This is a genomic window from Paractinoplanes lichenicola, from assembly GCF_016785085.1.
GTDB classification, from domain to species: domain Bacteria; phylum Actinomycetota; class Actinomycetes; order Mycobacteriales; family Micromonosporaceae; genus Actinoplanes; species Actinoplanes lichenicola.
This window is the reverse complement of record NZ_JAENHO010000003.1, coordinates 210,056-236,608: the sequence shown is the minus strand read 5'-3', so window position 1 is coordinate 236,608 and position 26,553 is coordinate 210,056. Positions and strand designations below refer to the sequence as shown.

Sequence of the window (26,553 nt, the reverse complement as noted above, 5' to 3'; positions counted from 1 at the left end):
GTGCCGGTTCGCGCTCTCACGCTATCGGCAGCAGGTTGCACGGTCTGGCCTTTGGATTTGTTAGTGACTTCACCCGTCCGGCAGCGCATGTCCGGGCCGGGTTCAGGGCATCGTTGGGGGTGACCCGGTTGCACTCGGGTTGCAACACCGGCGGCCCCGCCGGACGGCCCTGGAAGATCGAACAGAACAGCTAAAGCGGCGCGGTGGAGGACCGATTGACACCTCGTACCGCTACACACCGCCACTGAGCAAGGAGAGCGATATGTCCAGCCTGCTGTCGCCCGAGATCACCACCGTTGCTTCGCTGACCGAGCGCTGCGACCGTTGCAGCGCCGCCGCCAAGCTGGTGGTCACGCTGACCAGCGGCGGCGAGCTGGCCTTCTGCGGCCACCACGGCAACCGGCACCACGAGGACATCGTCAAGGTGGCCGAGCGCATCGTCCTCGAGGACGGCTACGAGTGGGCCGGAAAGTGACCGCTTGACGCGCATACGTTCCGTTATGCTCGTTTCCTCAGATCTTGAGGGGATTACGTGCATGATGCGGCGCGTGATCTGGGCAGGCTCTCCCGGCTGACCGCGGGGTGCGCCGGTGTCGCGGTCGCCGTCTTCGGCACCACGGCCCTGCTCATGTCACTCAAAGGCGCTCCGCCGGACGGCTTCCTCGCCGATCCGGCGGCCGCGCTCGTCCCGGCCGGAATAGCGCTGCTGCTGCAGACGCTCCCGGTGCACAGCCGAATCGCCGGCCGGGTCGTGCACGGCTCCGCCATTCTCCTGACGCTGGCCGCGGCCGCCTTCTGCCTGGCCGCCCTCCCGCGGCACGTCGTCGCGTCGATGGCGACCCTGCTCGCGATCGCCGTGCTCGTCCTGCTCGGCCAATTGATCCGTACGCTGGTCGGCGCCGACCGCCGCCGGCGCGAGCTCGCCGGGTTCACCGACACCCTGTTCCAGTCGATGAACGAGGCCGTGATGGTGCTCGACGCCAACTACCGGGTGATCGACGTGAACCGGCGCTGGCGCGAGCTGACCGGCCACGACGCCGACGAGCCCGTACGCTTCGACCCCCCGCCCGTGCCCCCGGCGGCCGGCGGCGACTGGCTGCTCCCCCGCGTCGACGGCGGCACGGTGCCGGTGCTGGCCAGCGTCGCGCCGATCCCGGACGAGGCGGGCGCACCCCGGGCGTACGTGGCGACTTATGTCGACATCGCCGACCGTAAGCGGGCCGAGGAGACGCTCGGCGAGAAGGCGGCCGAGCTGGAACGCGGCAACGCCCGGCTGCGCGAGACCAACACCCGGCTCGAGACTGCGCTGACCTTCAAGAACGACCTCACGTCGATGCTGACCCACGACGTCGCGCAGCCGATCAGCTCGATCGCCAGCCTGGCCGAGCTGCTCCACGCCGACTGGGACGACCTGCCCGACGACATCCGGCTCGAGCTCGCCACCAAGATCGACAAGAACACCCAGCGGCTGATCAAGATGATGAACGACCTACAGCTGCTGTTCCGGCTCGACATGGGCTCGATCACCGCGCGGCGGGTCCCGGTGCCCCTGCACGAGGTGGCCGTGGGGGTCGCCGCGGCGTCGACGGCCGGCCCGGGCGAGGTGCTGATCGAGGTCGACGACGAGCTGGCCGCGCTGGCCGACCGGGGGCATGTCAGCGCCGTGCTGCAAAACCTGGTCACCAACGCCATCGCGTACGGGGTCGCTCCGGTGGTGATCTCGGCGGTGCGGCACGGTGAGCAGGTCGACCTGATCGTCCAGGACAGCGGTCAGGGCATCCTCGACGAGCTGCTGCCCAACCTGTTCGGGCGGTTCATGCGGGGCTCGGGGCTGGGGCTGTTCATCGTGCGGCACCTGGTCGAGGCCAACGGCGGCTCGGTGCGCTACGAGCACGCGGACCCGCACGGGGCCCGGCTGATCGCCACGTGGGAAGCCGCTTTGGGATAGAAAGCCGCCCGCCTCGCGACGGCGAGACGGGCGGTCCGGTCAGTGGTGGCTACCAATCGTGAGCGCTGCCCCGGTCCTCTTCGTTGATCATGCCGTCGCCCCAGGCGTCCTTCTTGTCGGCCCGGCCGCCCATCCGCGCGCTGGCGCCGGCGCCCCCGCTGACGGCGCCCGGCCGGGCGATCCGGCGACCCGGGGCCAGCACGTCGTCGAGGTCGTGCGCGTCGTTGATGCCGGGGGCCGAGGTGATGTCGACCCGAGTGGCCATCGTGGACGCCGACAGGCCGTGATAGGGCAAGTCGGCCCGGCTGGCGTTGCTGTGCTCGGCGGCGCTGGTGCCCCAGCCGGCCCCCGGATGAGCGCGGTTCTTGGCCCGGGCGGCCACGGCGGCCGGGGTCGGCACCGGGCGGGTCAGCTTCTTCGTGCTGGCGCCGAGCTTTCCGTTCTCGACCAGGCTCTTGAACGTGGTCAGGTCGGACTTCAGGCGCTTGGTGAGCGAGGCCTGGCCGTGCCGGTCGTTCGGCATCAGGAAGGCGATGTCGGCCTCGAGCTGCGCGACCACCTGGGTCTTGGTCTCGCCCATGGGCCGCAAGGTGATGGTCTCGGCGAGCAGCGGCCCGTCCATGGTCGACCAGGAGACCCGCTTGTCCAGCGAGCGCTCGGTGATCTGCGCGTCGAACTCGCGGCGGTGCCCCTCGACATTCATGATCCAGTGGGTCTGGTCCTGGCCGATCGCGGTGACCTCTTGCACGCCGCTCATGAACTGCGGGTAATTCTCGAACGCGGCGAGCTGCTCGTACACCGTGTGCAACGGCGCACTCACCTCGATGGCCTGCTGAACCATACTCATCGCATCTCTCCCATGCCTACGCGTTCTGACTGCTGGCATGACTGAGAGTACGGAGACAATTACTGGCAGCGGCCGGTTTCGGCTCAGACCCGGCGCACGTACTGCCAGTGCCCGACCTCGGTCGCGTACCGGGCGTCACTCGCGGGGACCATCGTCACCTCGGCCGCACGCAGCATCGCGATCACCCGCGGCGACGGGGACCGCCAAGCCTCGCTGATCTCGACCACGGTGCCGGTCTCGCGGCAGGCCGTGGCGAGCGCGTCGATCAGGTCGGGGCCGAGCACGGCGTCGTCCAGCCCCACCTGGGCCAGCAGGCCGAGCGGGCGGGCGAGCTGGGTCGGGGCGTACCGGGACGCGCGCTCGATGCCGCGTACGGTCGCGGTGACCAGCTCCTCGGCCACCTGGTCGGCGCTGAGTTTGCCCTCGGTCAGCAGGGCGCGCACCTCACGGGCGCCGGCCACGCCGGTGAGCAACGGCAGCCGCGAGACGGCGACCGAGAGCGCCTCGAGCGCGCTGATGTCGGGCGGCAAGGCGAGCCAGCCGTCCGGGCGCACAACCTCGACCTCGGCCGCGATGCGCAGAGTGATCTCCGTACGCCGCTGGGCCCGCCGCACCGAGTCGGCATAGGTGGACAGCCAGGTCGTCTCCGGCCCGGCCTGATCGGCGAAGGTGATCGCGCGGAGCCCGGCCAGGTCGGCGGCCGACACAACCACCCCGACAGCGTCCCGCCCGGCCGCGAAACCGGTGTGCACATGCGCATCGGCCGTCAGATCCAGCGCGTCGACGGCGCTGACCACACCGATGACTGATTCCCGCTCCGCGCCCACTGTCACTCCCCGGCCTCTGCTTGACGGGCTCTTCCCGTCTGACCCAAAGAGTGGAGCCTCGTCGTTGTCAGTCTCGTTCCGTGCCTGGTGCAGTCCGGGTGCGCACGTTCCGGCTGAACGCGTCCGCCGGGCAGCCTCGTTCCCCCGCTTCCCGCTCCCGGGAGCGCTGTGGACAACTTTCGCCGCCGGTTTCCGCCCTGCGAGCGTCCTGTGGATAACGGCCGCCCCTGGCTTGACACCCGGTACGGTTCCGACCACTGCCCCCAGGGTGGGTGGAGGGGTTCTGGTGGGGGGCTTAACTACACGACCCACTAGATCAAATGCGGAACGAGCTGACCAACGAGCGCAGGTCGTCGGCCGTGCGGGCCACGCCGTTCGAGGCCTGTTTCGTCTGTTCCACGCCCTGCACGGCCGCTGCGCTGGCGCTGGAGACGTCGGAGATGTTGGCCGCGATCCGGGCCGAGCCGCTGGCCACCTCGGCGATGCTGCGGCTCATCTCGCCGGTGGTTGCCGTCTGCTGTTCGACCGCCGACGCGATCGTGGTCTGGAAGTCGTTGATCTGACCGATGACGTCGCTGATCCGCGAGATCACCTCGACCGCCCCGCCGGTGTCCTGCTGAATCGCGGCGACCCGGGAGCCGATGTCCTCGGTCGCGCGGGCGGTCTCCTGGGCCAGGTCTTTGACCTCGCTGGCGACCACGGCGAAGCCCTTGCCCGCCTCACCCGCGCGGGCCGCCTCGATCGTGGCGTTCAGCGCGAGCAGGTTGGTCTGCTCGGCGATCGAGGTGATCAGCTTGATGACGTTGCCGATCTCGGCCGACGAGTCGCCCAGCTGGCGCACGGTCTCGGTGGCCCGGGCCGCCTCCGAGACGGCGACCGCCGCGATCTGCGCCGATTCGCTGGTGTTGCGGGAGATCTCGCGGATGGCCAGGCCCATCTCCTCGGAGCCGGCCGCCACCGTCTGCACGTTGCGGGAGATCTCGTCGGCTTCGGCCGAGGCCGCCGCGGTCTGCCGGTCGGTGTTGCCGGCCGCCTCGGCGATCTGTGACGCCACCGCCGACAGCTCGCCCGCCGCGCCGGCCAGCGCATCCGCGTCCCGGCCGATCGTCTCGAGCGAGCCGCGGATCGATTCGAGCGCGCCGTCCAGGCCGGAGGCCATCTTGCCCAGCTCGTCGCGGCTGGTGATGCCGCTGCGACCGGTGAGGTCGCCGCGGGAGAGCCCGTCGATGACGGCCCCGAGGGTGCGCACCGGCACCAGGATCGAGCGGGCCAGCGGGATGGCCAGGCCGATCAGCAGCGCCAGCCCCACGATGGCGACGACGATCGAGAGCGTACGGGTCTGGCTGATCGTGGAGGCCATGTCGCCCTCCTCGGTCTCGACCGCGGCGGTGACCCGGTCGATCAGCGCGCCCAGCTTGTCGTCGGTGACGTTGTTGCGCTCGGAGATCTCGCCGATCCGGCTGCGCTTGTCCGAGGAGGCCGCGTAGTCGGAGATGAACGCGCCGAAGTCGACGAAGGCCGGGCGGTCCTCGGTGAACGTCTGCGCCATGTCGGCGGGCAGCCCGCAACTGGCCACGGCGTCCGCCGCCTCGGAGGCCGACTGCACGTCGTCGACGACGTCCTGGCTCACGTCCTGCCCGAGGGCCGAGCGGTAGGCGTCGACCTTGAGCTCGCTCTGGCGGGTGTCGAGGTGGTTCATCGCCGCCTGACAGGCTTGCAGGTGCGAGACGTTGTTGCCCTGATCGGCCAGCCGGTTCTGACCGGTCAGCGAGATCACGGCCAGCGCGGCCAGCGCGACGGCGCCCACCACCACGATCATGGCGAGACGTTTGGCGATACCGAGTTCGGCCAATCGCGACATCGATCCCCCTACGAAGCCGGAACCGCACCTCTCGAGCGGTAATGAACATCCTTCAGCTAATGCGGCCTTTTGACAGAGGAATGCCCAAAAACAAACGCCCCGCCGCTGCTGCGACGGGGCGTTCGGAAATGCTCTCAGTCCGATGTGGCCGGCGGTTTCAGCATCTTGCTGACCGCCTGCACCTTGTCCTGTGTGGGCGAGGCGGCCTCTTTGTTCGAGGCCTGCAGCTCCCGGTACACCTCTTCGCGATGCACCTGCACGTCACGCGGAGCCTGGATGCCCAGCCGGATCACGTCGCCACGCGCTTCGAGCACGGTGATGACGACATCGTTGCCGATCATCACGCTCTCCCCGGAGCGCCGGGTCAGTACGAGCATCGTCGGTGCCCTCCTCCATCCGTGGACGGACAGCATCGCGAGACAGGCGCGACCGTGCGCCGGGCGTACGGCCGCGCCTGCGGAAATGTCAGTAGATCGGGTTCATGACCGCGCGGACGGGGAATCCCGTGCCGCTGAGCACCACCTGCATGGCGCGCATGCTGTCCCGGTCGACGACGATCGGGGCCATCAGGTTCGCCGTGGTCTCGTTGGTGCCGGCCGTGATCACGGTCAGCAGCAGGAGGCGGTCGGCGTCCTTCGTGTTGAGCGCGGCGAAGACGTCGGCCTCGATCTCGGGCGCGTAGTCCGGGAAGAACGGCTCCGGCGGCGCCACGAGGAAGCGCAGGTCCGGGTCCTCAGTGGACGTGAACGCGTAGAGCAGGCCATCTTCGTTGAGCCGCACGAGCACGAATTCCCGGTGCGCCGGGAAGCCGGGCATCGGCACCGCCATCGTGATGGTCGGCAGACCCAGCGACGGGTCGGACATCGAGGCCTCAATCGGTCGGGTCGCGGTACGAATACTCATGGTCACCTCAGGAAATCGATGAGCGAGGGCTGGATCACCTTGGCCGAGGCGGCCAGGGCGGCCTGATAAGACGTCTGCTGGATCTGCAATTCCATAATCGCCTTGGGCAGGTCGACATCCTCGATATCGGACAGCTGCGACGTCACGGACAGCAAGTGATCATCAGCGGACTGCTTCATCTGCGTAATCCGATTATATCGGGCGCCAACGTCCGAAAGGGTGGACTTTAGTAAATCGTGCGCCGTATCTAGATTCGACAGACCGGTGTTCAGGGCAACGTCGTCATTGGAGCGAAGCGCCGCCGAAATGTCACCCAGCACCTTGAAGAGCTGAGTGTCACTGCCGTTCGCTCCGTACGCCTCGGCGCCGGTCGTGTCGATTCGTACCTTGGCGTTCGGTCCGACCGACCGGGTCGTCTGCCCGTCATTGCCGACGTAATCGCCGGTCTCACTGAAGGCGACCGCACCCGGCGTGGTTCCGCCGAAGACGGGCCGGCCCAGGTATTTGGTGTTCGCCTCGCCGATCATCGACTGGCGGATGTTGTCGATCTCGACGGCGATCGCCTCGCGCGCCGACGCGTTGTTCGCCGAGCTGAGGCCCTGCACGGTCAGATCCCGTACGCGGATGATCTGTCCTGACGCGTCGCCGAGCTTGTCCTGAATGGTGCCGAGCCAGCCGAGGCCGTCGTCGGCGTTGCGCGAGAACTGTTGCGTGGCCCGCATCTCGCCGCGCAACTGCAGCGACGTGACCGTGCCGGTCGGCGAGTCGGAGGGCCGGCTGAGCTGCTTGCCGCTGGAGATCTGCTCCTGCAGCTTCTGCCCCTTGGCCATGCTGCGGTTGAGGTCGCCCAGCATGCGGTGCCGCATGCTGGTGTCGGTGACCCTGCTGGGAATGGTCATGCGAGCCCCCTACCGCTAGCGGCCGACGAGACCGGTGCGGTTGATCAACTGATCGAGCATGGAGTCGATCGTGGTGAGCACCCGCGAGGCCGCCTCGTAACCGCGCTGGAAGGTCAGCAGGTTGGTCATCTCCTCGTCGAGGTTGACCCCCGACTCGGCCTCGCGCGAGGTGTCGACCTGATCCCGTACGGCGTCCTGGATCTCACTGCGCCGCGACGAGGACTGCGAGGCCACCCCGAGCTGGCCGATCATCTGCTGATAGGTGGCGTCGGGGCCGTTCTGCGAGGTGCCGAGCGCGGCCAGCTCGTCGGCCCGGTCGTTGTCGATCGCGGCCACCTCGGGCGGCACGGCCTTGGGGTTGCCGGCCGAGAAGGCGACCTTGTCGGGGTTGTCGATCGCGACCTTGAGATCGCGCGCGTTGTCGCCCGAGAAGAACGCCGTACCCGGGTCGCCGTTGACGTCGTACCCGGTCGTGGTCAGGCCGTTGACGCTGTCGGCCAGGCCCTTGGCCACGGCGTCGAGCTGGCCCGAGATGCCCGGGATGATGGTGTTCATCGTGTCGAGCATCGAGCCCATGGTGCCGCCCGCGGGCGCGGTCGTGTCGGTGCCGGCCCACTTGAGCGCGACCTGGGTGGTCGGCGTCCACGAGTCGAGGTTGGGCGGGCCGGAGAGCTCCAGCTTGCGCGTCGAGAAGTCGCTGACCAGCGGCGACGTTCCGACGTAGACGTTGATCGAGCCGTCGGTCTTGGCCAGCGAGGTGGCGCCGACCAGCTCGGAGAGCTTCATGACGGCCACGTCCCGCTGGTCCTGCAGCTCGTTCGTCTCGAGGCCGGCCGCCCGGGCCACGACGACCTGGTTGTTCATCTTCGCGATGTTGTCGGCCATCGTGTTGACCTGATCCACGAACGCGCTCATCTCGTTGCGGTTCGCGCCGAACTGACTGGCGAGCGAGGCCCGCGTGTCGTTCAGGGTGATCGCCACCGTACGGCTCTTCTCGAGCAGCGACGAGCGGGTCGACGGGTCCTGCCAGTTGTTGGCGACGTCGTTCCAGCCGTCCCACATGTCGTGCAGCCGGGCCTGCAACGCGGTGTCGCTCGGCTCGGCCAGGACGCTCTCGATCTGCCCGTACGCGGCCTTCTGGCTCTGCAGGTAGGCCGAGTTCGCGTGCTCGGTACGCCCGCGTTCCTCCAGGTACGCGTTGCGGCCGCGCTCGACGCCGGCCACGGTCACGCCGTTGCCGACCTGCGTCGTCGTCGCGTACACACCGGGGTTGAGGCTGCCGGTCTGCGACGCCATGCGCACCCGCTGCTTCGTGTATCCCTCGGTGTTCGCGTTCGCGATGTTCTGGCCCGTGATGTCCAGGCCGCGGCGCTGCGCGTAGAGCGACGTGAGCGCCGTGTTGATGCCACTGAATGAACTAGCCATCAGATCGCCTCATCCACCAGGCTGGAGCGGCGGATGCCGCCGGAAACGGTCTGGCCTTGCGGTCCGTACGTTTCCACAGTTTCGGCGAACGCGAGCATGGTTTCGCGTGCTGCGCGTTGCCCGGCTGTGAGCAGGTCACGGTTGACGTCGGCCAGGGCACTGATCTCGGACGTGAGGAGCAGGAACGCCTTGCGGTGCTGATGCAGCAGATCGGACCAGGGCGCGGGGGCGGCGTCGGCCAGTTCGCCGAGCGAGGCCTCGGGTGAGAGCCCGAGCTCGACGGCGACGTCCTGCGCGTAGGCGGCCCGGATGACCTCGGTCTGCCGGATCTGCTCCAGCACCACCTCGACCTCCCGGGTGGCGTGGCTCAGCCAGCGGGAGCGGTTGGCCGCGAGGAGCAGCTGCTCCTCCTCCAGCTTGAACAACAGCATCTCGAGCAGCTCACGTGAACGCCACAGGACGCTGGCCAGGTCGGTCAGACTCACCCTGGTCCTCCGTCTCGCCTCCGGTCGGGCCCGGGTCAACCCGCTCATTCGGACACGTCGGCATGTCTGCGACTCCACTGAGGGATTTAGCCCGATCCGGTGCATTACCGGTTCATGTGAGTCTCACTCGGGTTTCTTCGGGTTCGCCGGAAATGCACGAGGAAATCTCGCACACTGCTCATGAACCGTCGGCACCGCGCCGATCGGCCTGGCGTAAGGCCACGGCCCCATGGATGGGCCGCTCCAAGACCCCTCAAGGAGGAAGCACTCATGGGTCTTCGTATCAACCAGAACATCGCCGCGCAGAACGCCTACCGGAACCTGTCGGTCACCGACAGCCAGATGTCGAAGTCGCTGGAGAAGTTGTCCAGTGGTTTCCGCATCAACCGGGCCGCCGACGACGCGGCCGGCCTCTCGATCTCCGAGGGCCTGCGCTCGCAGGTCGGCGGTCTCAAGGTCGCCGTCCGCAACACGCAGGACGGTGTCTCGGTCGCGCAGACTGCTGAAGGCGCGCTCAACGAGACCACCGCCATCCTGCAGCGCATGCGTGACCTGTCGGTGCAGGCGGCCAACTCGGGCGCCACCGACTCGTCGGCCGCCGACGCCGCCAACAAGGAGATGGGCCAGCTCAACGCCGAACTGGACCGGATCGGCAAGAGCACGGCGTTCGGCAAGCAGAACCTGCTCGACGGCACCTTCGGCAACACCGTCAAGGCCACGTCCACCACCATTCCGAAAGACGCCGTCACCGGCGAGGCGGCGGCCCTGCCGGCCGGCGCCACCGCCGCCGGTGGGTTCAGCTTCGACATCGGCAAGGTCGGCGGCGGCACCAAGAGCCCGAACGGCACCGACCTCGCCTCGACGCCGATCACCGTCCAGGTCGACGCGCTGCCCGAGGGCTCCAGCGCGCAAGACCTGGCCAAGGCCGTCAACACGGCGACCGAGAAGGCCCTCAAGGCGGCCGGCTACCAGGGCAACGAGATCACCATGTCGGCCAAGGTCGACGCGCAGAACAACACGACCTACTCGATGTCCGGCTCCGGCGACTTCTCGGTGGCCGACAACACCGGTGGCGTGCTGACCGACGCGACGATCGACTCCAGCACGATGACGAAGACCGGCGGCAACACCGGCAAGTTCCAGGTCGGCGCGAACGCCAACCAGAAGATCGGCATCTCGATCGGCGGCGTCGACTCCGAGACGCTCGGCACCGCGGCCCTCGACCTCACCAAGGACCCCGACGCCGCGCTCAAGGCGATCGACAAGGCCCTGTCGTCGGTCACGGACAGCCGGGCCACGCTCGGTGCTGTGCAGAACCGCTTCGAGCACACCATCAACAACCTCAACGTGGCGGTCGAGAACCTGTCCGCGTCGGAGTCGCGTATCCGTGACACCGACATGGCGCAGGAGATGGTGTCCTTCACCCGGTCGCAGATCCTGACCCAGGCCGGCACCTCGATGCTGTCCCAGGCCAACCAGTCGGCGCAGAACGTCCTGTCGCTGCTGCGCTAAGCGAAGCGAACTGGTGCGCTAACCGAACTGCCACCGTAAGCAACTGAATCTCATCGGCGAACGGCCGAATAGGTGGGGGTAGCCGTCAAAAGCGGCTGCCCCCGCTTCGTCTTAAAGCAGTGAAAGGCAGGCTCCGGTGAGCACTTCGGTTGACGGACTCGTCAGTGGCCTTCAGACCTCCTCCATGATCAGCTCGCTGATGCAGGTCGAGGCCGCACCCCAGAACCGGCTCAAGTCGAAGGTGACGACCGCCCAGACCGCGGTCGCCTCCTACCAGTCGGTGAACGCCGCGCTGACGTCGATGAAGAACACCGCGGACAGCCTGGGCCAGCTCAGCACCTGGCGCGGGGTCAAGGCCACGTCGAGCTCCAGCTCCGTGACCGCCACCGCCGTGACCGGCACCAACGGCGCCTCCGGGACCACCGTGTTCAACGTCAAGAGCCTGGCCAAGAACCAGATCACCACGGCCAAGGTGCCGACCAGCGGCGACATCAGCTCCGGCACCATCCAGATCACCACCGGCCCGCTCGACGGCAGCACCAACGACAAGGTCAACACGATCACGCTGGGCGACGACAAGTCGCCGAAGGCGGTCGCCGCCGCTATCAACGCGGCCGGCATCGGCCTCAAGGCCACGGTGGTCACCACCGGCGGCAGCAGCGACATCCTGCAGATCAGCGGGGCCAAGACGGGCAGCAGCAATGCCTTCCGGATCGACAGCGGGCTCGACGGCGTCACCTCGCCCCTGATGAACGTGGCCACCGCCGCCAACGCCCAGCTCGACATCGGTGGCGGCGACGACAACGCCGACAACGGTGGTTACTCCGTCACCAGTGACACCAACACTTTCAGCAAGCTCATGCCGGGTGTCTCGATCACCGTCTCGAAGCTCGAGAACGACGTGACGATCACCTCCGACCAGGACGTCAGCGGCATCGCCAGCAAGATGCAGGCGCTGGTGGACGCGGCCAACAACTCGCTCTCGGAGATCGGCCGGCAGACCGCCTACGACGCGGCCACCAAGAAGGGCTCGCCGCTCACCGGTGACTTCTCGGTCCGCAACATCTCGCAGGCCCTGCTCAGCAAGATCAGCCTGGGCCTGACCTACACGAACCCCTCGTACGACAAGACGCAGCCGAGCGACGCGGCCACCAAGACCAACCTCGAGAAGCTCACCGTCTCGATGTCGAAGTTCGGCGTGGCGCTCGACAGCACCGGCAAGCTCACCTTCGACTCGGCCAAGTTCACCACCGCCTACAACGAGAACCCGCTGCAGATCCAGGCGGCCGGCATCGAGTTCGCCGACCAGATGGAGAAGTTCGCGGGCGACCAGACCACCAACGTCACCTCGGTCATCACCGGTCGCAAGAACGAGATCGACGGCCTCAACAGCCAGATCAGCAACTGGGACATCCGGCTCGCGGCCAAGAAGACCGCGCTGCAGAAGCAGTACTCCGACCTCGAGACCTCCCTGGGCAAGCTCAAGAACCAGTCCACCTGGCTCGCCGGCCAGCTCTCCGGCCTCTGATCCACCGCCCCGACCAGCCATCGCAGGGCCCTGACTTAGGAGACCGATGACCGTGACCGCCCCGAACCTCCGCAACCGCTACCTGCAGGACTCGATCCAGACCGCCTCGCCCGCCAAGCTGCTGATCATGCTGTACGACCGCCTGGTCCTCGACCTGGGCCAGGGCGAGGAGGCCCTGCGGGCCGGCGATCTCGAGACCGCCCACGAGAAGATCACGCACGCCCAGGAGATCGTCATCGAGCTGCAGGTCAGCCTCGACGTCGAGGCCTGGTCGGGCGCCCCGGGCCTGGCCAACCTGTACGGCTACCTGATCACCGAGCTGATCGGGGCGAACATCGCCAAGAGCCCCGAGCGGGTCGCCGTCTGCCGCGGTTTCGTCGAGCCGCTGCGCGACGCCTGGCGCGACGCCGCGGCCGCGGCGGTGGCCGGCTGACGAGCGGATGAGCACCGTGAGCGGCGGAGACTGGCGGCACGCCTGGAGCGATGCGCTGGACGAGCTCGAGCTGGACGTGGCGTCGATCGAGGCGATGCTGGACGACGAGCACCGGCACGCCGAGACGCCGCCGGCCAGCCTGTGGAAGCCGCCGACGGAGCTGGGCGCCCTGCCGCTGGAGCTCAAGCCGCGGGCCGACGAGATCCTGACCCGCCAGCTCAGGGTGGCGGAGGAGATCGCCCGGCGGATGACCGCGACCCGCCAGCAGATGTCGATGACGACCCGGATCGAGACGGGAGAGGCGGTCAAACGACCCGTCTACGTCGACCGGGCCATGTGACGAGCCGGCCGGAACGCCTCGGGACCCCCTATGCGGGGCCCCGGGGCGTTCTCGCGTTTCAGCAACCTGCTGGCAACCGTCTGACGCTCAGCGAATCGGCGCACCAACCGAACTGCAATGTACGAGCGACGGATCGCTCACCGAACTGCCACGGATCGGCGCCCTTGGACCTACACAAGGAGCTGCTGTGTTCGACGATGTCTCGTCGTCCGCCCTGCGCGTCGCGGTCACCGGCCTCGCGGCCCGGCAGAGCGCTATCGCGAACAATATTGCGAACATCGAAACCCCAGGCTACAAGGCTCGTAAGGTTGAGTTCGAGGAGGCGTTGCGCGGCGCCGTCGCCAAGGGCCTGTCGCCGCTGGGAGTCGCTCCGCAGACCAAGTCGTCGCTGGAGCCGACCCGGCTCAACGGCAGCAACGTCAACCTCGACGAGGAGACGCTCTCCCACATCGACACGACGATGCGCTACCAGCTGACCCTCCGGGCGCTGGACACCAAGTACTCGATGCTGCGCGACGCGATCAAGGGAGCCTGACGATGAGCACTTTCAACGCTATCGGGGTCGCCGGGTCCGGCGTGACCGTCTACCGCAAGTGGCTGGACGCCGTCTCCGACAACATCGCCAACATGGACAACACCAGCCGTACGTCCGAGAAGGCGTTCCAGGCGCGCTATGTCGTCGCCCAGGAGGCCCAGGACGGCAACGGCGCTCAGGTGGGCGGGGTCGCGTTCGGCAGTGCCGAGGGTGTGCTGGTGCACGACCCGGACAACCCGCTCGCCGACAACCAGGGCTACGTGCGCAAGCCGGACATCGACCTGAGCTCGCAGATGGCCCAGATGATGATGGCCCAGCGCGCGTACCAGGCGAACCTGTCGGTCGTCGACCGGGCCAAGGACTCCTACACCGCCGCGATCAACCTCGGGAAGTGAGGTAGGCCATGGTCTCCCCGATAAGCCCGCTCGGCAGCCCGTTCGGCAGCGTCTCCGCGGTGTCCGGGCTCGACAAGGCCACCGGTCTCGGCGGCATCGGCGACCTCGGCGGGGCCGGCGCGCTGACCGGCGCCGACAAGGCCACCGAGGCGCAGGGTCCCAACGAGAGCTTCGCCAGCATGCTGTCGCGCGGTCTCGAGAGCGTGCAGGCGTCGCAGAACAAGGCGAGCGACCTCGCGGTCCAGGCCGCCGACGGCACGCTCCAGGATCCGGCCCAATACACGATGGCGGCCAACGAGGCCCAGCTCGGCCTCCAGCTCACGCTGGCCGTCCGCAACAAGGCCGTGGAAGCTTTCCAGGAAATCATGAGGATGCAGGCCTGACATGACCGACCGCCTTCCCGCTCCGGTTCGCCGCGTCACGGACACGTTCCGGTCCTTCACCCCGGGACAGAAGGCCGTCACGATCGCGGCAGTCATAGCGCTCGTCGTGGGCGCCTACTTCTTCGCCACGTGGGCGTCGAAGCCGTCGTACTCCATCCTCTTCAACAACCTCTCGTCCAAGGACGCCAGCGCGATCGTCGAGTCGCTGAAGAAGTCCGGCACCAGCTACGAGCTGGCCAACGACGGCCAGACCGTGCTGGTGCCGCAGGACCAGGTGAACGACCTGCGGCTGTCGCTGAGCGGCGAGGGGCTGCCCGGCGACGCCGGCACCGGGTACGCCCTGCTCGACCAGCAGGGCATCACCACCAGCGACTTCATGCAGCAGACGAACTACCAGCGCGCGCTCGAGGGCGAGCTGTCCAACACGATCAAGTCGATCGAGGGCGTCGAGGCGGCCACCGTGCACCTCGTGATCCCCAAGAAGGACGTCTTCGCCGACGACCAGGACAAGCCGACCGCGTCGGTGCTGGTGGCCACGAGCGCCACCGAGCAGCTGAGCAGCGATCAGGTGCAGAGCATCGTCCACCTGGTCGCCTCGAGCGTCGAGGGCCTCGACCCGACCCAGATCACCGTGGCCGGCGCGGACGGCAAGATCCTCTCGACCGGTGGTGGTGCGGCCATCGGCACGGGCGGGGACAGCGGCACGGAGGCGCAGACCGTCGCCTTCCAGAACCGGATGAACACGTCGATCCAGAGCATGCTCGACAGCGTCGTCGGTCCGGGCAACTCCTCCGTGGTGACCACGGCGACGCTGGACTTCGACCAGACCCAGACCCAGAGCGAGACCTTCAACGCCGACCCGTCGGTGCCCGCGCTCTCCGAGACCAACCAGCGCGAGGCCTACAACGGCGCCAACAACTGCGCCGGCGGCGTGCTCGGGCCGGACAACATCGCCGGCCCCGGCTGCTCCACCACCGGCGGCAGTGCCAACGGCCCGGGGCAGTACGAGAACAGCAGCAGCACCAAGAACAACGCGGTCAACAAGGTCAACGAGGTGCGCCGGAGCGCGCCCGGCGGCATCAAGAAGCTGAGCGTGGCCGTGCTGCTCAACAGCAGCACCGGCGCCACCATCGACCCGGCGCAGGTGCAGCAGCTGGTCACCGCCGCCGCCGGCATCGACGCCACGCGGGGCGACACCATCGCGGTCTCGGCCATGCCGTTCGACCAGAGCGCCGCCAAGGCCGCGCAGGAGGCGTTGAGCGCCTCGTCCGCGGCGGCCGTCGAGGCCAAGCAGATGTCGATGTACAAGACCGCCGGGCTGGCCGGGCTCGTCCTCGTGCTGCTCTTCCTGGCCTGGCGGTTCAGCCGCAAGAGCAAGAAGCGGCGAGGCCTGACCCCCGAGGAGCGCAAGCACCTCGAGGACATGCAGGCCGCGCTCGAGGCACAGCGGCTCGCCGAGCTCAACCAGGCGATCCCCGCGCAGATGCTGGAGGCCGGGATGGCTGTGGACGACACGAACGTGCAGGCTCGCGAGGAACGCCAGCGGGAGATCGAGCAGATGGTCAAGGATCAACCTGAGGAGATGGCAGTGCTCTTGCGCGGCTGGCTGGCCGCCGACGTGACGCGCTGACCCTTCGTGCGGCGGCCGGCTCAGCCCGGTCGCCGCCACAGCCGTCCGACGGCTTGTTTCCGCTGCGGTTCCTGAGGAGTACGCGTTGACCACACCGGCGCTCACCACCATGTCGATGACAGGCGTGCGCAAGGCCGCCATCATGCTCGTCCAATTCGGCAAGGAGCAGTCCGCGCACGTCCTGTCCCAGATGTCGGAGAAAGAGGTCGAGATGATCTCGGCCGAGATCGCCCGGCTCGGCAAGCTGGAGCCGACCCAGGTCGACGACGTGCTGGACGAGTTCTACGCCATGGCCACGACCCGGTACGCCGGCTCCGGCGGCATGGACTACGCCCGCGAGCTGCTCGAGGCCTCGCTGGGCAAGGATCGCGCGGCGTTGATACTCGACCGCCTCGAAGCCTCGATGAACGACATCCCCTTCAATTTCCTGAGCCACGCCGACCCCCGGCAGCTGCTCTCGTACGTGCAGTACGAGCACCCGCAGACGATCGCGCTGGTGCTGGCGCACATCCCCTCGGCGCTCGCCTCGTCGATCCTGGCCGGCCTCCCGATCGAGGTGCAGACCGAGGTCGCGCACCGGATCGCGGTGATGGACCGGACCTCCCCCGAGATCATCCGCCAGGTCGAGCAGGCCCTGCAGCGCAAGCTCTCGTCGGTGCTGCAGCCGGACGAGCTCTCCACGGTCGGCGGTCTGCAGCCGCTGGTCGACATCATCAACCGCGCCGACCGCACCACCGAGCGGCTCATCCTGGAGGCCCTGGACGCCCGCAGCCCCGAGCTGGCCGAGGAGATCCGGCGCCGGATGTTCATGTTCGAGGACATCATCAACCTCGAGGACCGCGCCATCCAGCTGGTGCTGCGCCAGGTGGAGCCGGCCGACCTGGCCACCGCCCTCAAGGGTGTGCCCGACACCGTGCGCGACAAGGTCACCAAGAACCTCTCCGAGCGCGGTCGCGAGAACCTGCTCGAGGAGATCGACCTGCTCGGCCCGGTCAAGGTCAAGATGGTCGAGGAGGCCCAGGCCAAGATCGTCTCGGTGATCCGCTCGCTCGAGGACTCCGGGCAGATCGAGGTCCAGCGCGGTGGCGAGGCCGATGAGCTCATCGCCTGAGAGCAGCAGCCCCGTGCTGCGCGGCTCGATGGCCGAGTCGGCCTCCACCGCCCGGTTCGCGGTCGACCTGCGCACCGGGCTGCCGACCGACGGCGATTCGCTCGACCGGGTCAAGCAGCAGGCCCGCACGACCGGATACGCCGAGGGCTGGGCCCAGGGCCAGCGCGAGGCCGCGGCCGCCGCGCAGAACGCCCAGGCCCGCGCGGCGGCGGCCGAGCAGGCTCACGACCAGCGCCGGGCAACCGCGCTGGCCCAGGCGGTCAACGCGCTCGGCCGGGCTGTCACCGAGCACGAGAATCAGCTCATGCCGACCTTCGCCGAGCTGCAGGAGGTGCTGCTGGCGCACGCCTTCGAGCTGGCCGAGGCGATCGTCGGGCGCAGCCTGGAGGACCCGCAGGGCCGCACGGTGGCGGCGCTGCGCCGGGCCATGGCGGCCACGCCCGACGCGGGCTCGCTGGTGGTCAGCCTGCACCCGGACGACTATCACACGCTGGTCGGCGACGCCGGCGAGACGGATTTCGAATACGAGGGGCGCCGGGTGCGGCTGCGGCCGGACGGCGCGCTGCGGCCCGGCGACGCGGTCGCGGAGACCGGCATGGCGACGGTGGACGCCACCATCGCCGCCGCCGTCGACCGGGCCAAGGAAGCGTTGCGGCTGCTGTAACGGAAGAGGCACACCATGACGGACGTGTTCCGCCACCGCATGTCGGCGGCGATCGAGGCGGCCCGCCCGCTCACCCGGGGCCGGGTGACCGGGGCGGTCGGCCTGCGGGTGACCGTCAGCGGGGTCGATGCCCGGGTCGGTGACCTGGTGCAGATGGGCGAGGGCCCGGAGGCGATCTTCGCCGAGGTCGCCGCCATCGACGGCGACAAGCTCTCCTGCCTGCCACTCGGCCCGATCGCCGGCCTGGGCGCGGGCACCCCGGTGGTCGGCACGGGCGGGCCGCTGCGGGTCGCCGTCGGCCCCGACCTGCAGGGCCGGATCCTGGACGGGCTGGGCCGCCCGATGGACGGCGGGCCGCCGCTCAAGGGGCACATGGTCAGCATCGACGCGGCGCCCCCGTCGGCGATGGAGCGGCAGCTGGTCGACAAACCGATGTCCCTGGGCGTACGAGTGCTGGACACGCTCGTGCCGTGCGGGCGGGGCCAGCGCATCGGCATCTTCGCGGGCTCCGGCGTCGGCAAGTCCACGCTGATGAGCATGATCACGCGGGGCACCTCGGCCGAGCTCAACGTCGTGGCGCTGGTCGGCGAGCGCGGTCGCGAGGTCCGCGAGTTCATCGAGCACGACCTGGGCGAGGAGGGCCTGGCCCGGTCCGTGGTGGTGATCGCGACCTCGGACACCCCGCCGCTGGTGCGTCTGCGGGCCGGCGCGGTGGCCACCCGGATCGCCGAGTACTACCGCGACGAGGGCGCCGACGTGCTGCTGATGATGGACAGCGTGACCCGTGCGGCCATGGCGCAGCGCGAGGTGGGCTTGTCGGTGGGTGAGCCGCCCGCCACCCGCGGATATCCGCCGTCGGTGTTCGCGATGCTGGCCTCGCTGCTCGAGCGGGCCGGGCCGGGTGCGCGCGGCAGCATCACCGGCCTCTACACCGTGCTGGTCGAGGGTGACGACCACAACGAGCCGATCGCCGACGCGGCCCGCTCGATCCTCGACGGCCACGTGGTGCTCGACCGCAAACTGGCCACGGCCGGCCACTTCCCCAGCATCCAGGCGCTCGACTCGATCTCCCGCGTGGCCAACAAGATCACGAGCAAGGAGCAGCGCGCGGACGCCACCGAGCTGCGCCGGCTGATGGCCGCCCACCGCGACGTCCGCGAGCTGGTCGAGATCGGCGCCTACGTGGCCGGCACCAACCCGGACGCCGACCGCGCGACCGCGATCTGGCCCCACATCAACGCGTTCCTGCGCCAGGGCCTCGACGAACGCGTCACCGCCGAGGAGGCCTGGGCCCAATTGCGAGCGCTGATCGCCGCTTCTTGAGCCAGTTGCAGCTCGGGTGCAGAAGCTCAGCGAATCGGTGGCGGGGCCGACCGGGATAGGTGAGGGCCCGTCCACGGCCGCACTAGGAGGCAGATCGTGAACCGTTTCTTCCGGCTCTCGCCCGTGCTCCGCGCCCGCAAGGCCCAGGAGGACGCGGCCAAGGGCGCCGTGATCCAGTCCCGCGCCCAGATCCGTGAGGCCCAGGACCTCGTACGTCGTAAGCAACTCGACCTGGTCGGCGCGGAGGCGCCCACCGAGGGCACGGCCCGGGCCATCGTGGCCGGCCTCGTCGCCCGCCAGTCGCTGGCCGGGGCCCTGATGAGCGCGCACCGCATGGTCGAGGAGGCCGAGGAGGTCGAGCGCGAGCGGATGGCCGTGCTGGCCGACGCGGCCAAGCGCCGGCGCGCGGTCGAGATGATGGCCGAGCGACACGCCGAGATGGTGCGGGCCAACGACCTGCGCAAGGACCAGGCCAACCTGGACGAGCTGGCGATGACGAGCAAGGCCCGCAACGCCGCCCGCAGCGGGGGCGCTGAATGATCGGTGTCACCGGGGTGCTCAACCGCATCCAGGAGCTGCAGGGCCAGCTCGGGCTCACCCCGGTCAACCCGGCCCCGGGCGCCACCGGCACGACCGGCACCGTGAGCACGACCGGCCCCGGCGGCACCAGCACGTTCGCCTCCGCGCTGGCCAGCGCCACCGGTCAGGCCGGGGCCGGCATGCGGCTGAACAGTCAGGCCACCGGTCAGAACGTCGTCGACGCGGCCAAGAAATACCTCGGCACCCCGTACGTCTTCGGCAGCACCGACCCGGACAAGGGCCTGGACTGCTCGGCGCTGGTCCAGCGGGCCTACAGCGACCTCGGCATCAAGCTGCCCCGCCTGTCGCACCAGCAGGCCAAGGCGGGCGAGCCGGTGGCCAACCTGGCCCAGGCCAAGCCGGGCGACATCCTCGCCTTCGACTCCCCCGTCGACCACGTCGCCATCTATCTCGGCGACAACAAGATGATCGCGGCCCCGAAGCCCGGCGATCACGTCAAGATCCAGAGCGTGTACGAGAAGCCGACGCACATCCGCCGCGTCGTCTCGGACCTCCCGGTCGCCCCGCAGAACGCCGTCTCCGCGGTCCGCCCGGCCAGCCTGCAGGGCACCGGCTCGCTGGCCGGGGTGCCCTACGCCGACCTGTTCGTGCAGGCCGGCAACCGGTACGGCGTCTCACCCAAGCTGCTCGCGGCGGTGGCCAAGGTCGAGTCCGGGTACGACCCCAAGGCCGTCAGCAAGGCCGGCGCCCAGGGCCTGATGCAGCTGATGCCGTCGACCGCGCGGGGGCTCGGCGTCAAGGACTCGTTCGACCCGGCGCAGGCCATCAACGGCGGCGCCAAGCTGCTGTCCCGCAACCTGCGCGAGTTCAAGTCGCTGCCGCTGGCCCTGGCCGCCTACAACGCGGGCGGCGGCGCGGTGCACCGGTACGGCGGCATCCCGCCGTTCTCGGAGACCCAGGCGTACGTCCCGAAGGTCCAGAAGGCCCTCGCCGCGCTCGGCGGCTGATCCGCCGACCGCCCGATCTCAGGAGAGCCGCATGAAGATGCCGAATTCCGTGAGCGGAGCCGACCGCACCGCCGACATCGCCCGGCGCCCCGCGCCGAAGCGGGGCGAGGGCGGGGAGGAGTTCGGCTCCGCGCTCTCGGCCGAGCTCGACAAGCCGAAGCGGGACGAGCCGACCCGGACCGGGGACCGCGAGGCCGCCGGGCGACGGGCCGCCGAGGACCGGGCCGCCGAGCGGGACGCCGACCGCCGGGCCGACGCCGGGCGGGCCGCGGCCGGGCGCAGCGCCCTGCAGCGCGAGGCGGCCGACCGGGCCGCCGCGGCGAACCGGGCCGGCCAGCGCCGCGCGGACGACGACCAGCGCCGCACCGCCGACCGGGACACCGCCACGAACCGCACCGACACCGACCGGGCCGACGCGGCCCGCCGCTCGGACCCGGACCGGCGGGCCGATCGAACCGACCGGGCCGACCGGGCCGACCGCACCGATCGGGCCGGCGACCGCGGTCCGGCCGACCGGGCCGGAACCGAGCGGGCCGACGCCGGCCGAGCCGAGCGCGCCGACGGCCAGGGGGGCACCGAGCGGACCGGCGACAGCGACCGGGCGGACGCCGACGAGACCGGCGCCGCCGGTAAGCCGGACGCCGCCGGCGCCCAGACAGCCGACGCCCAGGCCACCGCGGCCGCCGTCGCCCAGACCGGCGCCGCGATGGCCGCCGCGGCCGGTCAGCCGGCCGCGGCCCCGAACACACCGGCACCGGCGGCAGCCGACGCGAGCGGTCAAGAGGCCGCCGGCGGACCCTCGAAACAGGCCGCCCCCGCCGCCACCCCCCAGCCGGGCCCTGGCACAGCGCTCCCACCGGCCCTCGCGGCGCAGCTCGCCCAGAGCGGCGCGGCCGCCCAGGGTGGCCCGGCCGCGGGCCCGGGGGACGGCCGCCAGGCCGTCGGCACGGATCCGACCGGCACCGCGACCCCGGCCGGCCCGCTGGCTGCGGCCGACGCCGCGAACGCGCTGACCTCGCCCGCCGCCACCGAGGTGCCCCCGGCCGGCCCCCGCCCGGCCGGTCTCGCCCCGCCGCCCACGCCGCCGGCCGACGCCGGAGCCGGGGCCGCGACCGGCACCGGAGCCGAGGCGCCCACGGGCCCTGCGTCGTCCCCGGCCGACACCACCGGAACGACGGCCGCCGGCGGGCCCGACGCGGCCCCGGCCCAGCCCGGGGCCCTGCCCGACCAGGCCGCGCCCGACGCCACCGCCGGCACCGCGACCGCCAACCCGGTCAACCCGGGCGCCGCGCCGGGCGTGGCGCCGGACGGCACCGCCAACCCGGGCACGCTCGGGCAGGCCGGCCTGGCCGGGGTCTCCGGGCCGCAGGCGGCCGCCCCGGCCGCGCCCGCCGCCGGCACCCCGCCGCCGCCCGCCTCGGCGCCGGCCTTCCAGCCGCCCGCGGCCCAGCTCGCCATGCGGATCGTGCCGCTCAAGCTGGACGCGGACGGCGTGCACCGGCTGACCGTGAACCTGCACCCGGTCGACCTGGGCCCGGTGCAGGTGGTGGCCGAGATCCGCAACGGCGAGATCAACGTGCAGCTGACCAGCGGCACCGACGCCGGCAACGAGGCCCTGCGCAACGCCATGGACGACCTGCGGCGCGAGCTCAACGACGCCGGCTTCCGCAATACGTCGCTCGACCTGCGGCAGGGCAACGCCCAGCAGGAGCAGGCGCGGCAGCAGTTCGCCGCGGCCGGCTTCCCCGGCGGCGGGCGGCGCGAGACCGGCCCGGCCGTCGGGCCCGCCGAGACGACCGTGCCGACGATCCGGCCCGCCGCTCCGGGCTCCAGCCGGCTGGACACGACCGCCTAGCCGCCAGGACATGCGAAGAGGGGGTGACCGCCGCAGCGGTCACCCCCTCTTCACGTGGACCTGTCAGGCCGGCTTCTCCGCGTCGAGCGGGGTCGGTGTCACCGGGGTGCCTTCCGGCTTCCCCTCCGGCCGGCCGTAACCCGCGGTGACGAACCGCAACCCCGCGAGCAGCAGGGCGGCGATCGGCACGGCGATCACGAACCGGATCAGTACCTCGGTGATGTCGACCTCGTCGAGCACGTAGCGATACAGCGCCGGCGCGCTCATCAGGAGCGCGAACAGCAGGACCGATGGACGAATCACTGCCGCGCCGATCGGGTGACGCGCCGCGGGGCCGCGGCGACCGGCATGACGTCGGACGCGATCCGCGCGCAGAGCATGGCGGCCCAGGCGTGCGGGGTGGCCGGCTTGCCGTCCAGCGAGAAGATCGGCAGGTCCAGGCCGAGCACCGAGGCCGGGTCGCCGGTCAGCTCGACGCCGTGCACCACCAGCGACTCGACCTCGCCGAGGGCCCGCAGGTGACGGCCGCTGTCGGCGGTCTTGCGGGTGGCGTCGACAACCGCCCAGACCGCGGTGGCCCCGATCGCGTCGCACATCTCGTTGACCCAGATCGGGTCGGTGCCGCCGACCGGCGCCTCGAGCACGACGACCCAGGGTTCCTCGGCGCTGTGCAGCTTCTCGGTGCGGCTCTCGGCCGCCTCCGGCGTCGAGATCAGCCGGGACGAGTGCAGCCCGGTGCCGGCCGTCGACTGCGCGGCCAGCAGGAGGTGGTTCTCCGGCACGCCGATCTGCTCGAGCAGTTGGCGGCCGATGGTGACCCCCAGGTTGATGTCGCCCGCGAGCACCAGGATCTCACCCGGCCCGTCCGGGATGGCTGGGGCGCTGGGCCGCGCGGCCAGCACGCTCAGCACACCCGCGTACGTGTCGCTGCCGGTGATCTGGCGGGCCATGTGCTCCGGCATGCCCACCGACATCAGGTTCCGGACGACCGGCTCGTTGTCGGCGACCGCCGGAGCGGCCGCGGCCGGCGCGGGGGCCGGGACGGCCGAGACCGGCGAGGCCGGCTGGAACCCGTACGTCTCGGCCGGGGCCGTCTGCACGACCGGCTCGGGCGCGGGCGGCGGCGGCTCCTCGTCGATCTCGATCTCGCTCGCGGCCAGGCCACCGATCCGGTCGGCGAGGCGGGGCGCGGGCGAGACCGGCGCGGGTGACACGGGCGCGGGCGACACCGGCGCGACGGCCACCGGGGGCGCGGGCGGCTCGGTCACGAAGGACGGAGCGGCGGGCGACTGCGGTGCGACCACGGCCGGCATGACCGGAGCCGGGGCGGGCGGGGCCGAGACGGGCGGCCGCACCACGTTGACCGGCGACTCGCTGGCCGCGGCCGGACGGAACGGCCGTACGGTCGGGGCCGGCTCCTCCCGCGGCGCCGGCTTGGGCCGCGACGTGAGCTGGTCACCGCCGTTGAGGCCGGCCATCAGCTCGGCGAACGCGGCCCCGGTGTCCCCGAACGCGGCGCTGCGGCCCTCGTCGGCGCCGAACCCGTGCTCGGCCGCGGCGGGCCGCGGGGCGGTCTCGGCGGGCCGGGACGCGGCCTCGGCCGGCCGGGTCATGCCGAACGACGCCGGCGTCACCGAGCGCGGTGAGGCGCTGCCCCCGAACGGACGGGGCGCCGCCCGGCCCGGGTCGTCCAACCGGTCCTGCGACTCGGCCCGCTCGAGGAGCCGTTCCAGGCTGTGCTGGCCGGTGTCGGCCGTCTTCATCCGTGAAGCCATGTCATTCCTGTCCTCGTTCGGGTCCGGCACCTCGACCGACAGCTCGTAATGCTGTTTCGCGAAGAAGCCACCGACACCGCCACTGCGGACCTTGTCGGCGGAGATGATCCGGACACGGGAGCCGTACTCATCGCGCACCTGAGCCAGAAGCGGCTCGATGGCCGGTCCCTCAAGCAGCACCCGCGTAGGCACCGTTGACCACCCCAATCGTTTCGATCTGTGCTGTGGAACCAGAGATTTCGCCGTACGACAGCACCTGGATCCGGCGGGAGCCGGCACGCAGGAGGCGCATCAGGGGCAGTCGCAGCTGTGGCGAGCAGGCCAGCACCGGGGCCAGACCCTGCTGTTCCGCGGTCTCGGTGAGCCGGGCCGCCTCGCTGACGATCGCCTCGGCACGCATGCCGTCGATCGCCATGAAGGCCCCCGTCTCGCTGGGCCGCAGAGATTCGAGCAGTTGCTGCTCGAGCATGGGATCGAGCGTGATCACCGTGAGACGGCCGGCGGTCGTGTACTGAGCCGCGATAGCGGGACCCAGCGCCGCACGGGCCGCCTCGACCAGGCTGTCCTGGTCGACGGAGACCTTTGCCCGAAGGGAGAGCGCCTCGAAGATGCGGACCAGGTCGCGGATCGGCACGCCCTCGTCGAGAAGCCCTTGGAGCACTTTCTGGATCTGGCCGAGGCTGAGCACCGCGGGGGTCAGCTCCTCGACCACGACCGGGTGGGTGCGCTTGACCGTCTCGGTCAGCGCGCGCACGTCCTCGCGGCCGAGCAGCCGGCTCGCGTTGCTGCGGACCACCTCGGCCAGATGCGTGATGATCACGCTGGCCCGGTCGACCACGGTCGCCCCGGAGAGCTCGGCCTGATAGTGCAGCTCGGACGGCACCCACTTGCCGGGCAGGCCGAACACCGGCTCGACGCCGGCCTTGCCGGGCAGGCCCTGCAGCCCGTCGCCGATCGCCAGCACCGTGCCGGGCGGCGCCTCGCCGGTGCCCGCGTCGGTGCCGGAGATCCGGATGGCGTACGAGGAGAGCGGCAGGTCGAGATCGTCGCGCGTCCGCACCGGCGGCATGATCACGCCCAGCTCCATGGCCATCTTGCGGCGCAGGGCCCGGACCCGGTCGAGCAGGTCCCCGCTGCTGGCGTCGACCAGATCGACGAGGTCGGGTGAGAGCGCGAGCTCGAGCGGGTCGACGCGCATCTCGCCGAGGAGCTGCTCGGGCGAGTCCGGGGGCGGCATGTCGACCGCCTCGCCGGCCGCCGCGGCCGCCGCCACCTCCTCCTCGGGCACCGGGTCCTTGATCTTCTGCGCGGCGATCAGGACGGCCGCGCCGACGACCAGGAAGGGAACCTTCGGCAGGCCCGGGATGACGCAGAGGGCGAGCGACGCGCCGCCGGCGATGCGCAGCGCGAGCTTGTTCTGGCTGAGCTGGGTGGTGACCGTCGAGCCCATGTCGCCCGAGGTGGCCGAGCGGGTCACGATCAGACCGGTGGCCACCGACAGCAGCAGCGCGGGAATCTGCGAGACCAGGCCGTCGCCGATGCTCAGCAGGCTGTAGTGGTTCATCGCGTCGCCGGCTGCCATGCCCTGCTGGGCCACGCCGATCGCGAAACCGCCGACCAGGTTGATCAGCGTGATGATGACGGCGGCGATGGCGTCGCCCTTGACGAACTTGGAGCCACCGTCCATGGCGCCGTAGAACTCGGCCTCCGCGCCCACCTCGGCCCGGCGCTTCTTGGCCTGGTCCTCGTCGATCAGGCCGGCGTTGAGGTCGGCGTCGATCGCCATCTGCTTGCCGGGCATGGCGTCGAGGGTGAAGCGGGCGCCGACCTCGGCCACCCGCTCGGCGCCCTTGGTGACCACGACCATCTGGACGATCACCAGGATCAGGAAGATGACGAGGCCGATGACGAGGTTGCCACCGACCACGAAGCTGCCGAACGCGTGAATCACCTTGCCGGCGTCGCCCTCGCTCAGCACCAGCCGGGTCGCGCTGATGTTGAGCGCGAGGCGGAACAGGGTGGCCACCAGCAGCAGGGCCGGAAAGATCGAGAAGTCGAGCGGTTTCTGGACGAACATGCTGGTCAACATGATCAGCAGGGCCGCGGTGATGTTGAGCGCGATCAGCATGTCCAGCAGGAAGGTCGGCAACGGCACGACCATCATGAGGACGATGCCGACGACCCCGACGGGCACGGCAAGCTTGCTGATGTTGCGGTTCTTCACGGCACCTTCCAGGAAAGGACGTTGGAGCCATCCCTGCGCGCGGTTCGCCGTCCTGGCGTATCCCTCTTCGGCGATCCGTCGCCTGCACTGAGCGAGGGGTGAT

The 26,553-nt window shown here is 70.3% G+C and carries 27 protein-coding genes; 16 read left to right on the top strand and 11 right to left on the bottom strand.

The features are described 5' to 3' along the window. Positions 1-262: 262 nt before the first annotated feature. Together JKJ07_RS10065 and JKJ07_RS10060 are read left to right on the top strand one after the other, a co-directional pair. Positions 263-475: a DUF7455 domain-containing protein gene (locus JKJ07_RS10065; RefSeq protein WP_202991182.1), complete on the top strand. Its 213-nt coding sequence runs from the start codon at positions 263-265 to the stop codon at positions 473-475. A gap of 57 nt (positions 476-532) precedes the next feature. After that, a complete protein-coding gene (locus JKJ07_RS10060; protein WP_307834197.1) occupies positions 533-1,948 on the top strand; it encodes a PAS domain-containing sensor histidine kinase in 1,416 nt (471 codons plus the stop codon). Between the two features lie 49 nt (positions 1,949-1,997). Here the strand turns inward: JKJ07_RS10060 and JKJ07_RS10055 are convergent, their stop codons facing one another. The 8 genes from JKJ07_RS10055 to JKJ07_RS10020 form a co-directional block, all read right to left on the bottom strand. Beyond that, positions 1,998-2,795, bottom strand: a complete 798-nt coding sequence (locus JKJ07_RS10055) for an SRPBCC family protein (RefSeq protein ID WP_236028701.1) — start codon at positions 2,793-2,795, stop codon at positions 1,998-2,000. Between the two features lie 83 nt (positions 2,796-2,878). Next, positions 2,879-3,622: a hydrolase gene (locus JKJ07_RS10050; protein ID WP_202991180.1), complete on the bottom strand. Its 744-nt coding sequence runs from the start codon at positions 3,620-3,622 to the stop codon at positions 2,879-2,881. Between the two features lie 316 nt (positions 3,623-3,938). Further along, a complete protein-coding gene (locus JKJ07_RS10045; RefSeq protein WP_202991178.1) occupies positions 3,939-5,483 on the bottom strand; it encodes a methyl-accepting chemotaxis protein in 1,545 nt (514 codons plus the stop codon). Between the two features lie 134 nt (positions 5,484-5,617). Then, complete coding sequence (gene csrA / locus JKJ07_RS10040) at positions 5,618-5,860, bottom strand: carbon storage regulator CsrA (protein WP_202991176.1); 243 nt, start codon at positions 5,858-5,860, stop codon at positions 5,618-5,620. An 88-nt stretch (positions 5,861-5,948) separates the two neighbouring features. Next, positions 5,949-6,347, bottom strand: coding sequence for a flagellar assembly protein FliW (gene fliW, locus JKJ07_RS10035; RefSeq protein WP_236028700.1), 399 nt, complete (start codon positions 6,345-6,347; stop codon positions 5,949-5,951). A gap of 41 nt (positions 6,348-6,388) precedes the next feature. Further along, complete coding sequence (locus tag JKJ07_RS10030) at positions 6,389-7,285, bottom strand: flagellin N-terminal helical domain-containing protein (RefSeq protein ID WP_202991172.1); 897 nt, start codon at positions 7,283-7,285, stop codon at positions 6,389-6,391. A 15-nt stretch (positions 7,286-7,300) separates the two neighbouring features. Continuing rightward, complete coding sequence (flgK, locus tag JKJ07_RS10025; protein ID WP_202991170.1) at positions 7,301-8,710, bottom strand: flagellar hook-associated protein FlgK; 1,410 nt, start codon at positions 8,708-8,710, stop codon at positions 7,301-7,303. Next, positions 8,710-9,195 (bottom strand): flagellar protein FlgN, encoded by a 486-nt coding sequence (locus tag JKJ07_RS10020; RefSeq protein ID WP_202991168.1) that lies wholly within the window; start codon positions 9,193-9,195, stop codon positions 8,710-8,712. Before JKJ07_RS10020 ends, flgK begins: the two co-directional genes overlap by 1 nt. A 270-nt stretch (positions 9,196-9,465) precedes the next feature. Between JKJ07_RS10020 and JKJ07_RS51665 the strand changes: the two genes are divergently transcribed. The 14 genes from JKJ07_RS51665 to JKJ07_RS09950 all read left to right on the top strand — a co-directional run bounded on the left by JKJ07_RS51665 (position 9,466) and on the right by JKJ07_RS09950 (position 22,451). Next, entirely contained in the window at positions 9,466-10,707 is a 1,242-nt protein-coding gene (locus JKJ07_RS51665; protein ID WP_202991166.1) for a flagellin N-terminal helical domain-containing protein, read from the top strand. 136 nt (positions 10,708-10,843) lie between these two features. Then, entirely contained in the window at positions 10,844-12,235 is a 1,392-nt protein-coding gene (fliD, locus tag JKJ07_RS51660; RefSeq protein ID WP_202991164.1) for a flagellar filament capping protein FliD, read from the top strand. Positions 12,236-12,281: 46 nt separating this feature from the next. Continuing rightward, a complete protein-coding gene (fliS, locus tag JKJ07_RS10005; RefSeq protein ID WP_236028698.1) occupies positions 12,282-12,668 on the top strand; it encodes a flagellar export chaperone FliS in 387 nt (128 codons plus the stop codon). Positions 12,669-12,684: 16 nt separating this feature from the next. Next, positions 12,685-13,008 carry a hypothetical protein gene (locus tag JKJ07_RS10000; RefSeq protein ID WP_307834196.1) on the top strand — a complete coding sequence of 108 codons (324 nt, stop codon included), beginning with the start codon at positions 12,685-12,687 and terminating at the stop codon, positions 13,006-13,008. Positions 13,009-13,195: 187 nt separating this feature from the next. Next, positions 13,196-13,543: a flagellar basal body rod protein FlgB gene (locus JKJ07_RS09995; protein WP_202991160.1), complete on the top strand. Its 348-nt coding sequence runs from the start codon at positions 13,196-13,198 to the stop codon at positions 13,541-13,543. 2 nt (positions 13,544-13,545) lie between these two features. Beyond that, a complete protein-coding gene (locus JKJ07_RS09990; protein WP_202991158.1) occupies positions 13,546-13,938 on the top strand; it encodes a flagellar basal body rod protein FlgC in 393 nt (130 codons plus the stop codon). An 8-nt stretch (positions 13,939-13,946) separates the two neighbouring features. After that, positions 13,947-14,321, top strand: coding sequence for a flagellar hook-basal body complex protein FliE (fliE, locus tag JKJ07_RS09985; RefSeq protein WP_202991156.1), 375 nt, complete (start codon positions 13,947-13,949; stop codon positions 14,319-14,321). 1 nt (position 14,322) lies between these two features. Beyond that, positions 14,323-15,951 carry a flagellar basal-body MS-ring/collar protein FliF gene (fliF, locus tag JKJ07_RS09980; protein ID WP_202991155.1) on the top strand — a complete coding sequence of 543 codons (1,629 nt, stop codon included), beginning with the start codon at positions 14,323-14,325 and terminating at the stop codon, positions 15,949-15,951. 85 nt (positions 15,952-16,036) lie between these two features. Then, positions 16,037-17,062, top strand: coding sequence for a flagellar motor switch protein FliG (fliG, locus tag JKJ07_RS09975; protein WP_202991153.1), 1,026 nt, complete (start codon positions 16,037-16,039; stop codon positions 17,060-17,062). Continuing rightward, a complete protein-coding gene (locus JKJ07_RS09970) occupies positions 17,046-17,726 on the top strand; it encodes a FliH/SctL family protein (protein ID WP_236028697.1) in 681 nt (226 codons plus the stop codon). Before fliG ends, JKJ07_RS09970 begins: the two co-directional genes overlap by 17 nt. A gap of 15 nt (positions 17,727-17,741) precedes the next feature. Continuing rightward, complete coding sequence (locus tag JKJ07_RS09965; RefSeq protein WP_202991151.1) at positions 17,742-19,049, top strand: FliI/YscN family ATPase; 1,308 nt, start codon at positions 17,742-17,744, stop codon at positions 19,047-19,049. Positions 19,050-19,145: 96 nt separating this feature from the next. Then, on the top strand, positions 19,146-19,589 hold the full coding sequence (locus JKJ07_RS09960) for a flagellar FliJ family protein (protein ID WP_202991149.1): 444 nt from the start codon (positions 19,146-19,148) through the stop codon (positions 19,587-19,589). Next, a complete protein-coding gene (locus JKJ07_RS09955) occupies positions 19,586-20,596 on the top strand; it encodes a transglycosylase SLT domain-containing protein (RefSeq protein ID WP_202991147.1) in 1,011 nt (336 codons plus the stop codon). The genes JKJ07_RS09960 and JKJ07_RS09955 overlap by 4 nt, the downstream gene beginning before the upstream one ends. A gap of 31 nt (positions 20,597-20,627) precedes the next feature. Continuing rightward, on the top strand, positions 20,628-22,451 hold the full coding sequence (locus JKJ07_RS09950; protein WP_202991145.1) for a flagellar hook-length control protein FliK: 1,824 nt from the start codon (positions 20,628-20,630) through the stop codon (positions 22,449-22,451). A gap of 63 nt (positions 22,452-22,514) precedes the next feature. Here JKJ07_RS09950 and JKJ07_RS09945 read toward each other — a convergent pair whose 3' ends face one another. From JKJ07_RS09945 to flhA, 3 genes are read right to left on the bottom strand one after another with little or no spacing between them, the layout of a single operon-like run. Further along, positions 22,515-22,754, bottom strand: coding sequence for a hypothetical protein (locus JKJ07_RS09945; RefSeq protein WP_202991142.1), 240 nt, complete (start codon positions 22,752-22,754; stop codon positions 22,515-22,517). Further along, on the bottom strand, positions 22,751-24,418 hold the full coding sequence (locus JKJ07_RS09940) for a flagellar biosynthesis protein FlhF (RefSeq protein WP_202991140.1): 1,668 nt from the start codon (positions 24,416-24,418) through the stop codon (positions 22,751-22,753). The genes JKJ07_RS09945 and JKJ07_RS09940 overlap by 4 nt, the downstream gene beginning before the upstream one ends. Beyond that, on the bottom strand, positions 24,396-26,450 hold the full coding sequence (gene flhA / locus JKJ07_RS09935) for a flagellar biosynthesis protein FlhA (protein WP_202991138.1): 2,055 nt from the start codon (positions 26,448-26,450) through the stop codon (positions 24,396-24,398). The genes JKJ07_RS09940 and flhA overlap by 23 nt, the downstream gene beginning before the upstream one ends. Positions 26,451-26,553: the final 103 nt, after the last annotated feature.